Source organism: Pseudomonas sp. A25(2017) (genome assembly GCF_002001065.1).
Classification (GTDB): Bacteria; Pseudomonadota; Gammaproteobacteria; order Pseudomonadales; family Pseudomonadaceae; genus Aquipseudomonas; species Aquipseudomonas kilonensis.
This window is the reverse complement of sequence record NZ_MUOA01000060.1, coordinates 48,838-58,457: the sequence shown is the minus strand read 5'-3', so window position 1 is coordinate 58,457 and position 9,620 is coordinate 48,838. Positions and strand designations below refer to the sequence as shown.

The following is a 9,620-nucleotide window of genomic DNA, read 5'->3' as shown; positions in this document are numbered from 1 at the left end:
AGCATCCATCAACCTAAAAGAAGGCCTGAGCCTTGACGATACTCAGTTGCTCGGCTATCCAAGCCCCATGTTTCTTGCCTTTGACCTCTCCAACAAGAAATTCGCTCAATGCCAAAGCGCCACCGGCGACTATCAAATTCGAGACTTCACGTGGGTAACAGGCTGGCAGTGTGAGTGGCAACGGATTGACAGCAGGGTGTCGGGCGGGGTTCTTCAAATAGTCGATGGGGCGGGCATGAGCGTTCCAGCCGACGAGATTCGGCGTAGATTCATAGGATTCTCACTGGTTTTGACGGTTGCCGATACAAGTCATCCTCCCCTCCGTTTTCCAATGAACCGGAGCGCAGCTGAAGGGTGGTGTAGCCGGTGCAATGAGCTTTTTAAGTGCTAAACACGAAGTATCGCACCAGAAGATAATTATCTTTAGAACTCGCGGCAGCGTTGATGCTAAAGAGAAAAGAGGGGAGAGATTTATTTTTTTGCTGCGCTGCGAGCTTCCATCGAATGGATTCGCTTGGATCAACTGGCAGCCGGCTCAAAAATAAATCTGTCTCCTTTTTAGTCGGTCCCTTCGTTGAAGGAGGTAAGGGACTAGCGGTGGTCGGGTTGCGTTTACCTTGGGCCGGTTAGGTGGTGTTTAATCGTGCGCTTGCATTTGTCAGCCACTCTAGTGAGTTGTCTGAGCAATGTGGTAGGAGGTCCAAATGCGTATATGCAATATTTGCAAGCGACCACTCGATACTGCGCCAGAACTCCAAGATTGTGGCGGTGATTGTCTTGAATGCATGGCTGAATGCGGGGACCCTGATGCACAGCTGGCAATGCAAGAGGTCCTTTTAAAACGCAGTCAGGAAAATAAGTCAGGCAAAGACAACGACGAATTGAGGGATTAGTGTGGAAACGGACGAAAAACGGACAGATTTATTTTTTGCTTCGCTGCGCTGAGCTGAGAGCTCCCACCGAATGGATTCGCTTGGATCAACTGGCAACCGGCTAGAAAATAAATCTGTCCCCTTTTTCCTTTTCCGCTTTTCATTTCTGGATTGGCCCACGCTTCAGGTCGCTGGTGCACTGGCGGTGGGAGGCGGAAGGCCAGCTAGGAACATCGGGGCGGTTCTCGACGCGACGCTCAACCATCTCCAGTAGGGTCTTGGCCGCCTTGGCGACGATGAATGACAGTCCTGCCGCCGCAGCTTGATCGCGAGCCAACTCCATCGCGCCAAGGGAGGCGTGCACCACGACGACTTGAGACGCCGGGATCTGCTCCAGAACTCGTATCAGCTGTGCCTGCGAGTCCTTCCCGTCTGAATGGTTGGCGACAAAAAGCGCGCCAGAGGCCACCAGGGCCTCAACGTGTTCATTGAGTTTCATGGGCACCTGCCGGTTGGCGTGATTCGAGTTTGTAGGCTATTGGTTGATGGCCCGGCATGAGGCCGGATCAAGGAGTTCGCGATGGCGACCGATTACAGTAAGGGGTGTTACAACGTGCTTGGCCCTGACCGCTCACCCGTTGGGCGCATCGACAAGGATGAATTCATCCGCAGCGATAAGAACGTCCTTCTTTACCGGATAGACGGCGACGAGATTTATTCAATGAAAGGCGCTTACCTTGGCTTTATCGACGACGGCTTCGCTCGCAGCTCAAACGGACAACTACTTTTCACGATAGAGAAAGAATAACGCCGCTGCATGTAAGACTAAAACCTAGACGTGTCATGCTTCGTGACTGGATGCGATGTAATGGCAATTTGGCTGTGGGTGGACTATAAGGTTAAAGGCTTTGCAGTTTGCAATTGAGGTGAATATGTCCGTCTGGCTAAAGCTTTCAAATTGTCAAGGTGGAACTATCAGAGGACATTCTGATGGTGAGTTCGACACGTCAGTAGAACTGACGAACTCGCGAGCAATCCATTTCGATGACTATTCTGCCGAGCCAAAAAAGTTCCAAGGCTTTGGGCGCAAGGTACAGCGCAATGAGCGTTGCCCTTGCGGTTCGGGGATAAAATACAAAAAATGTCACGGGGTTTCTAAAATGTCTACCGGAATAAAGTCAGACAACAGCAGCTTTACGGCTGGCAAGGCCACTATCATTGCAGATGTCGGAGTTGATCTCGCTAATAAGAGTGTTGCTCACATAGATGAGTTTGTTCATATAGCGCCAGATACCCAAAAGTTGGTAGAGATATTATCCAATATGAAGTTGGCTCCTCCACCTGAGTTGGTCGAGGAGGCGATTGCCTCTGTTAAACAAGCTGGATCGAAAGAGGTTTTGGAGAAGTCCAGAATTAAAAAATGGTGCACAGAGCAGGGGGTAAACGCAGCTATGTGGGTTCAACTTGCAACGAGTATTGGGATTGCGGCGTTGGGTGGCTGACCCGCCTCATTGTGGCCCCGGGAGTTTAATTCCATTTTCGCGGGCTATAGCGGAAAAGGGCGAAAAAGGGGACAGATTTATTTTTTTGCTTCGCTGCGCTGCGAGCTTCCATCGAATGGATTCGCTTGGATCAACTGGCAGCCGGCTCAAAAATAAATCTGTCTCCTTTTTAGTCGGTCCTTAGCCTCCACACTGTTCTTAATTAATAGGTGGAAGTACCTTGAAATTTGCGATTAAAAGATCGTCTACCCCGGTCCTCATTCGGTGCCAGCCTCGGTTCGACTTTATTCGGCATTGGACGTCAAATGACTCACCAACGTGGGGCTCGCAAATAGTAAGTACTAGCTTAGTCTTATCCAAGACGCCGTTCAGCGGTTTTGTCGAGCTCCACGCAATAGTATAGCTACCCGGCTCGTAAGCCGGATCCACCTCTATTTCCAAGGTTAAGATGTCACCAGGGCGTAGGTTGTGGTCTGCAGTACCTGTATACGATAGGGATATACCTCCTTGATGCGTTTGTCTTAACTGTTCGCGGGTAAAGGTTTGGCCAAAGGAGTCAGTAATCCGGAGGATTAGCGGTACGTCGTACTCTTGTTGCATGTTTAGACTCTTGTAGTGCTCTCGGAGTGATTCAATCACGTCATTGCTGTAACAGATTATTTGCTCAGCAGCTCGGGCGCTGATTGAGTTCGCGTGAGCAAGGTTGTTGCGGGGAGCCTGTATTCTATTGAGAAACGTTTTTGCCTCTTCTCTACCGTCGGGGAAAGCTAGTAGAAGCGGATCGCGAAAATGGTTTTTGTAGAGATCAGGTTTGCACAGGATTTCGATTGCGTCGTCGATAAGGACGGCATCAATCTTTCGGGGATACCTTGACGGCTCACGCTGCTGCCGCTCGGCGACTTGCTTTGCGAGTGCGCTCTTTATCAGCCGATTCCCGGCAGTGTCTTCATGGGTAAAGTAGTCGCCATAGATGGGGCGTAGCGTGTCATCAATCAGGCGCCGAAGCCAGTGTTCCAGCGACTCGATCTTCTGCTTGCAGATGGAGCGAGTTTCAGAGTCAGGAAGCGAGGAAAGCAATATTGTCATCGGTCGTATACCGGATCGTGTGATGGATTTCAGCCACCAAAGAGATTCATTGGGGCTGTGGCCAAGCCCTCAAAATAAATCTTTCTACCCGGATAAACACCTGTTTTCAGGGCGGGGAAAACGGGGGCAGATTTATTTTTTGCTTCGCTGTGCTGCGAGCTTTCAACGAATGGATTCGCTTGGATCAACTAGCTGCCGGCTAGAAAATAAATCAGTCCCCTTTTCCGCGGCCTCACTGAATAGCCCGGCCTGCGCTGGGCTTCTTGTATCTGCCTATCTGCTCTTGGCCGAATCGTAGACGCTGCTTCGTTCCCGCTTGCCGACGGCCAGCACCAGGATGACAATCCGTCCATCCTCAACGCGGTACACGAGTCGGTAGCCGGCGCCGCGCAATTTGATTTTGTAGCAGTCCTTCATGCTGTGAAGCGCATCTCCTGGCACTCGTGGCCCGGCCTGCCGTTCTTGGAGCTTTCGCAAAAACTGGAGGCGGATGGTGCCGTCTAGCTTCCGCAGTTCCTTCAGCGCTTTCGGATCCCACTCGACTCCGTACTCAACGGCCATTGGCGATATCTGCCTCGGCCTCACCGATGAGATCGTCGAGAGATACTCGAACAGGTGTTTCGCTGGCATCGAGCCGTGCCTTGACCAAGTGAACCAGTTCCAGTTCGTCCAGGCGCTCAACCATTGCCTCATACACGTTTGCAGGGACCATGTAGCCCATAACGCGGTTGTGATTCAGCACGGCCACGGGCAAGCCGTTGGCGCCGCTCAGGACGGCAGAGGGGTTCTTCTTGAGTTCGGATACGCTAACGGCCACATCGGCCAGGATATTTTGCATAGATAAGACTCCTATTTAGGTCGTTATTCTGGTCTTTTGCTGCTGTGTAGGCAAGCGTTCAACGTTCCATCCCTCGTTCAAAGGGGTAAAAGGGGACAGATTTATTTCGCCGCGCTGAAAGTCTCTTTTTGGCTGATTTGGAAAAAAACTGCCCTATTTTCCGTCTCCTTTCCCCACGTCCCTTCGCTGTGGCTTATGAGGGCTCAAACGAGCACCGCGAGAGGCATTGACGCAAATTCCTACACAAACTTCGGAAACCAGCGCATTGCCGCATCTGGATGTGCAACTTATTGTCTCTCTGTCGTCCAGATGGCGATTCGGGTTTGGCGACTCGATTGAATGAAGCGCAGAAGCTCCTGCTCCTAAATCAATTGAATGAAGGTACTGCTCATGACCCGATACATGCCCATCACCGGCATCGACTGCATCCCCGCAACCCTGCTCATCGACACTGAGGCCCCTCTAGACGTCCTGTTCGAAACCGCCGATTACCGCATCCGCACGGTGACCCAAGTCTTGGAAAATATCGCGTTTCGCTCGGACATCAGCTCAGACACGGTAGTGCTGACTGATTTTTGTAAATTGCTGACCACATCGTTACGCGATGGCTGTGATGTCATGGATGTGATCGGGCGACGATTGCGGGCACAGGTGGCGGAATAATGAAAACGGGCGACTAATCAGTCGCCCGTTTCATAAAGCTTGGGAGAAAATTCAAGAGGGTAGGGCATGTGTGTCCCGATTGACTGCAGGGCATGGGTAAAGAAGAGGCCAAGTCAAAGACCGTGGAAAGGAACCCACACTCAGGCTGGTGAATGATCAGCCGCATGCCCAGGCTGCGCATGAAGATCAATGCCTAGCGCATGAATAACCTTGAGTACGGTATCGAATCTCGGCTTTGATCCGGGTGCGAACGCCTTGTACAAGCTTTCTCGCCCCATGCCAGAGTCCTTAGCGATCTGCGCCATGCCTCGGGCCTTGGCTACATAGCCGATCGCCCGGAGAAACTCCTCGCTATCACCATCAGCCAGCACTTGAGAAAGGTATTCGCTGATGGCTTCGTCGCTATCGAGCAGTGCCGCCATGTCAAATGTTGTCAGGTGTTGGCTCATGTTCAAATCTCCTTTGCCAATTTCTTCGCTCGCCGGATATCAGCATTCTGTGAAGACTTGTCACCACCAGCCAGTAGCACGATGACCACTCCACCGCGCAGGGTGAAATAGACCCGGTACCCAGCGCCTACATCCACACGCAACTCTGAAATACCATCACCGACAGGTTTCACATCACCCAGGCCCTTTTTGGGGCGGCTTCGCCACCCAGCGGGAGCAAGCTCCCTCGCCACGGGTTTTGTGGCGTCGCGGCTCAGGCAGCCAAAGGCCAACCAATGCGCGCTGCACGGCGCAGGCTCGCCTTAACAACCAAACGATGAAACGGGGCAATAACGAAGATGTAGGTCCGGCCCAGTCGGTTGTGGCACTGGACCACGGTTGAAAAAACCAGTTGGCGACTGCCTTCTGGCTCTGCCTCTTCAGAACACAGGATCGATATCCGGAAGTCGAGGTGCTTGTCGTCCTCTCCCAACACGATTTCAGTCTGGTTCGTGCTGTAGACCTTGAAGATTTGAATCCGATGAGCAAGTGTCGCCAGATGTCTGGCTGTCTTGAGACCAAAACAGGCAACGACAGTGTCTCGGACTTTCATGAGCCATCCGATCCAGGATGGCTGGTGGGAAAGGATGAATCGCGCAAGCAAGTCTGGGTCGCTGGATGTGCCCGCAGGGAGCTGAATCGCAAAAGCGTCCGCCAGGTTCGTCGACTTGTAGAGGTGAGTGACGCCGGACCTCGAGGGGACCGGCACGGACTTAATAAGCTCAAATTCTCGGGGCATCGGGGATCTCTCCTGAGTTCTAACTACCAATTAGACGACCTGCCATGTCGCGTTTCTTGTTGGGCGGCGCCAATGTCTCCTTGTCGGATACTGAGCCCGATCAAGACATCATAGAACGCTTGTTGCCCGGCGGGCAGAACAGGGAGCAACGTCGCACGGCGCTTGTCGGCATCGAACCAGGATTCAACCAACCATCCCACCAGATAGAGCGCCGAAAGGCATCCGCCAGCAGTTGCAACGTTGCCCTGGCATACGAGAGGCTGGTCCACGGGCTCAAGTCCCAGCGCTTGCAAGCCCGATCGTGCATCGGGGTGTGTCGTTGCTCGGCCGCGGAGCAGCCCAAGCCGTTGAAGGATGAAAGCGCCGGCGCATAGGGAGCCGATTCGCTGGCGTCTGGGGTCAAGTTCAAACGACGGCAGGAAATCCGGGGCGGCCAGTGCAGCGGGTACTCCTTCCTTGCCACTGACGAACAATACCGCGTCGGCACTATTGGCCTCGGAAAGCGGACCGTGCACCGAAACAGGCAGGCCGTGGGCCGATCGTACGACAGGGCTGGAACCCAATATTCGGACGTGCCAGTCCTCCGTGTTGCGGCCTAAGATGTCCCACATCAGGAATAGGTCGATATCGGTGAATTGGTCGAAAGCAACCAGAACGATTTTCTTCAAGGCGAGCTCCATGAAAAGTGCTGGCGTGCAAAACGCAACGGCCATCTTTGCTGGTGTTCGCAGCGTATCGATCGGTTGCGCGCCATACACAGTCTGTATGGCGCCAAATAGGGAGCGAAATAACGGATGGAAAAACTAACGCGTCACCATTGGATCGCGGCTGGTTTTGAGGCCCTCGACCAGACAGGGCATATTGGCGTGTCAGCCGAGAGTCTATCGCGCCGATTGAATGTGACCCGCGGATCGTTTTATCACCATTTCCGCAATCGCGAAGATTTTGTCCGCACCTTGTTGGCCGCTTGGGAAGAAGACTACACGGAGCGCATGCTCGCTTTTGCGGCGCAGGGTCGTAGCGCGGGCGAAATCTTGAAACGCTACTTGAGTATTGCCGCTGAGAAACAACCTGGGCGGGAAGTTTCCATCCGAGCCTGGTCGCTGCACGATCCGTTGGTAGGCGAGTTTCAGCAGCGTGTTGACACACGACGGTTGGACTTCGCGGTACGGACGTGCCGCCGCTTGGCCCATAGGCCAGGCGAAGCAGAAGTGATGGGGCAGGTGGCCCACCTGTGCCTGATTGGGGGCCAACAGGCAGGTCTGCGGCGTGATGCCGCTCGCTTCAACAGTTTCGTGCATCGAGCCTTTTCGCTTTTCGAAGGGGCGCTTCCACCTTGGCGGCTTAGGCATGAGAAGAAATGAGCATGGGGAGTCCTGACCTGATAGCGTTGTGGACGGGTCATGGGTGGGGGCCGCGAATGGCCAAACCATGTGTTCCGATGTCTATTCGGAATGAGGACCGTTAATGCCGTACAACTACACGAACGGCCGGTACTTGGTCTTCAAAGGCCGGGGCAGCGATGGGGCGCCCTTGGGCCGGATTCACCAGGACGGAATAGTTCGAAACCTCCTGGGTGAGCCGCTGTATTACATAAACATGGACGAACATGCGTTCAGTTCGGTCGATTTTATTTTTCAGGGTGGTATACAAAAAAGTCGCGGCACGTTTTATGTGCTCAGCGACAAAGTTCTTTTCACATTTTCCGAGATGACGGTTAAGCCACTGGGAAACGAGACCGAGGAGCAGGCGCTTCACAGGGAGTTCAAAAAGAGGGCGCTAAGTTTGGCAGGGCAGATCGTCCAGGCGAAAAATGAGATGGTGCAGGCACGCTTGGATATGGCTTGGTCCAATTTAAATCTTTTCCGCCGTTTCCGTGCCTTCCTCACGAGCCGAGCCCGCAGGGAGCGAGCCTCACTAGGGTGGCGTTGCAGTGGGTTGGAAAGTGATCATGAGCTCAAATTGACGTCTGTCCCTGTGTCCTCCAGTGAGTTCAAAATCATAATCTGTCCCCAGTCTCAGCAAAGAGCGGCAATCAATGCCAAAGAAACTTCAGGAAAGCAAAGCAGCGACCGCTGCTGACATTGAGCGCTCTATCCAGGCACTGAACAAGATGGCTGAACGCCTCTGGGGCGACGGTCGAGAAGCTGAGGCGAAAGCCCTGCTCGACGCCTTGGATGCTTTAAACAGGGCGCTCGACAGGATCAGGATTGGGGAAAGTCGCAGGGTTCTTCATTGAGGTTTGAAGGAAAAGTGAGGAAAACGGAGTCGGCGAACCTTTGGCGCGCAAAGAAAAGCCCGACTGGGGAGGCCGGGCTAAAAGGGTTTCACTAGGAGCTGAGATGACCATAGGCGCTCGGCTGTGAAAGGGATGTGAAAGATTGCGTTCAGTACGAGTTTTAATATCGTGTCTGTCCCTGGTTTCATTAAAGAAATGTTGATCCAGCTGTCGACGCGGCGAGCGAGTGAGATCGAGCAATCGCTACCGCATAACCGGCTGCTGTCTACACTGGATAGCTCACTCATCGAAGGACATGGAATGCTCATCGTCTTCAGCGGCCTTCCCGGCACCGGAAAAACGACTATCGCCAATGATCTCGCCGCTACAACAGGCGCCGTGTACCTGCGGATCGATACGATTGAGCAGGCGATTCGAAACTCGGGCGCTCTTGCGCGAGACGTAGGGCGCAGTGGTTACATGGTCGCCAATGAGCTTGCGCGGAGTAATCTTCGTTTGGGCCGCACAGTCATCGTTGATTGTGTCAATCCCGTTCTCGAAAGCCGAATCGCGTGGAGCGAAATTGCCTCACAGGCTGGTATTCGATTGGCAAACATCCACGTGATTTGCTCCGATAAAGATGAACATCGGCGCCGGGTCGAAACAAGGATGGTTGATATTCCCGGGCTGACGCCACCCACCTGGCAGTCGGTACTGGATCACGAATATGAGCCGTGGGATGAAGCTCCGTTTTGCATAGACACAGCTCTGATCTCTCCGGTGCAAGCGGTCGCGATGATCATCAATCGACACGGTGTGTGCTGACTGATTTTTGTAAATTGCTGACGACATCGTTACGCGATGGTGGTGATGTCATGGATGTGATTGGAAGACGACTGCGGGCGCAGGCGGCGGAATTTTTGGAATTGCTGTCAGCCGGGGGAAGCGGAAGGAAAGGGCGGGGCGATTTCCTCTGTTCTTCCGCGCTGAAGGCGTCACGGGGGGCGGTTATGCTCGGGACGGCCACAGATTCAAAAAAACGGAGGCAGATCACGTTTATGAGACGGGTCGATTACAGCTGAGCCTAGAATCGGGGTCCCCAGCTTTTCGATTCGTCCTTCAGCACGATCCGCTGAGCTTTGTGCTCAGCCGGTCGAGGATCGCGAGCTCAAGGCCGGATCACCGTACGTGTCCGGTAAGCCATCTGGCTTTTT

At 53.5% G+C, this 9,620-nt stretch carries 15 protein-coding genes; 7 read left to right on the top strand and 8 right to left on the bottom strand.

Annotated elements, in window-relative coordinates:
• Positions 1–1,032: 1,032 nt before the first annotated feature.
• A complete protein-coding gene (locus B0E42_RS12865; protein ID WP_256578294.1) occupies positions 1,033–1,371 on the bottom strand; it encodes a hypothetical protein in 339 nt (112 codons plus the stop codon).
• An 81-nt stretch (positions 1,372–1,452) separates the two neighbouring features.
• Here B0E42_RS12865 and B0E42_RS12860 point away from each other — a divergent pair, with 81 nt between their 5' ends.
• Together B0E42_RS12860 and B0E42_RS12855 are read left to right on the top strand one after the other, a co-directional pair.
• Entirely contained in the window at positions 1,453–1,680 is a 228-nt protein-coding gene (locus B0E42_RS12860; protein WP_077506533.1) for a hypothetical protein, read from the top strand.
• A 124-nt stretch (positions 1,681–1,804) separates the two neighbouring features.
• Positions 1,805–2,374 (top strand): SEC-C metal-binding domain-containing protein, encoded by a 570-nt coding sequence (locus B0E42_RS12855; protein ID WP_077506532.1) that lies wholly within the window; start codon positions 1,805–1,807, stop codon positions 2,372–2,374.
• A 198-nt stretch (positions 2,375–2,572) separates the two neighbouring features.
• On the opposite strand, the gene B0E42_RS12850 is transcribed toward B0E42_RS12855, so the two are convergent.
• The 3 genes from B0E42_RS12850 to B0E42_RS12840 all read right to left on the bottom strand — a co-directional run bounded on the left by B0E42_RS12850 (position 2,573) and on the right by B0E42_RS12840 (position 4,298).
• The gene (locus B0E42_RS12850) at positions 2,573–3,460 is read right to left on the bottom strand and encodes a hypothetical protein (RefSeq protein WP_024619453.1); all 888 of its coding nucleotides are present in this window, start codon (positions 3,458–3,460) and stop codon (positions 2,573–2,575) included.
• A gap of 273 nt (positions 3,461–3,733) precedes the next feature.
• A complete protein-coding gene (locus B0E42_RS12845) occupies positions 3,734–4,021 on the bottom strand; it encodes a type II toxin-antitoxin system RelE/ParE family toxin (protein WP_077506531.1) in 288 nt (95 codons plus the stop codon).
• Positions 4,011–4,298 carry a type II toxin-antitoxin system Phd/YefM family antitoxin gene (locus B0E42_RS12840; protein ID WP_024619455.1) on the bottom strand — a complete coding sequence of 96 codons (288 nt, stop codon included), beginning with the start codon at positions 4,296–4,298 and terminating at the stop codon, positions 4,011–4,013. Before B0E42_RS12840 ends, B0E42_RS12845 begins: the two co-directional genes overlap by 11 nt.
• 390 nt (positions 4,299–4,688) lie before the next feature.
• On the opposite strand from B0E42_RS12840, the gene B0E42_RS12835 reads away from it, so the two are divergent.
• The gene (locus B0E42_RS12835) at positions 4,689–4,961 is read left to right on the top strand and encodes a hypothetical protein (protein WP_018610855.1); all 273 of its coding nucleotides are present in this window, start codon (positions 4,689–4,691) and stop codon (positions 4,959–4,961) included.
• A 140-nt stretch (positions 4,962–5,101) separates the two neighbouring features.
• Here the strand turns inward: B0E42_RS12835 and B0E42_RS12830 are convergent, their stop codons facing one another.
• The 4 genes from B0E42_RS12830 to B0E42_RS12815 are packed head-to-tail and all read right to left on the bottom strand — an operon-like array spanning position 5,102 to position 6,856.
• Complete coding sequence (locus tag B0E42_RS12830) at positions 5,102–5,410, bottom strand: addiction module antidote protein (RefSeq protein WP_053180647.1); 309 nt, start codon at positions 5,408–5,410, stop codon at positions 5,102–5,104.
• A 2-nt stretch (positions 5,411–5,412) separates the two neighbouring features.
• Positions 5,413–5,643, bottom strand: a complete 231-nt coding sequence (locus B0E42_RS12825; RefSeq protein ID WP_074849795.1) for a type II toxin-antitoxin system RelE/ParE family toxin — start codon at positions 5,641–5,643, stop codon at positions 5,413–5,415.
• Positions 5,644–5,663: 20 nt separating this feature from the next.
• The gene (locus tag B0E42_RS12820; protein WP_053189437.1) at positions 5,664–6,188 is read right to left on the bottom strand and encodes a DUF2867 domain-containing protein; all 525 of its coding nucleotides are present in this window, start codon (positions 6,186–6,188) and stop codon (positions 5,664–5,666) included.
• 23 nt (positions 6,189–6,211) lie between these two features.
• On the bottom strand, positions 6,212–6,856 hold the full coding sequence (locus B0E42_RS12815) for a DJ-1/PfpI family protein (protein ID WP_053180727.1): 645 nt from the start codon (positions 6,854–6,856) through the stop codon (positions 6,212–6,214).
• A 126-nt stretch (positions 6,857–6,982) separates the two neighbouring features.
• Here B0E42_RS12815 and B0E42_RS12810 point away from each other — a divergent pair, with 126 nt between their 5' ends.
• The 4 genes from B0E42_RS12810 (at position 6,983) to B0E42_RS12795 (ending at position 9,231) form a co-directional block, all read left to right on the top strand.
• Positions 6,983–7,552: a TetR/AcrR family transcriptional regulator gene (locus tag B0E42_RS12810; protein WP_053180645.1), complete on the top strand. Its 570-nt coding sequence runs from the start codon at positions 6,983–6,985 to the stop codon at positions 7,550–7,552.
• A gap of 103 nt (positions 7,553–7,655) precedes the next feature.
• Positions 7,656–8,270, top strand: coding sequence for a hypothetical protein (locus B0E42_RS12805; RefSeq protein WP_172681163.1), 615 nt, complete (start codon positions 7,656–7,658; stop codon positions 8,268–8,270).
• On the top strand, positions 8,227–8,427 hold the full coding sequence (locus B0E42_RS31470; protein ID WP_013693816.1) for a hypothetical protein: 201 nt from the start codon (positions 8,227–8,229) through the stop codon (positions 8,425–8,427). Before B0E42_RS12805 ends, B0E42_RS31470 begins: the two co-directional genes overlap by 44 nt.
• A gap of 300 nt (positions 8,428–8,727) precedes the next feature.
• A complete protein-coding gene (locus tag B0E42_RS12795; protein WP_077506530.1) occupies positions 8,728–9,231 on the top strand; it encodes an AAA family ATPase in 504 nt (167 codons plus the stop codon).
• Positions 9,232–9,620: the final 389 nt, after the last annotated feature.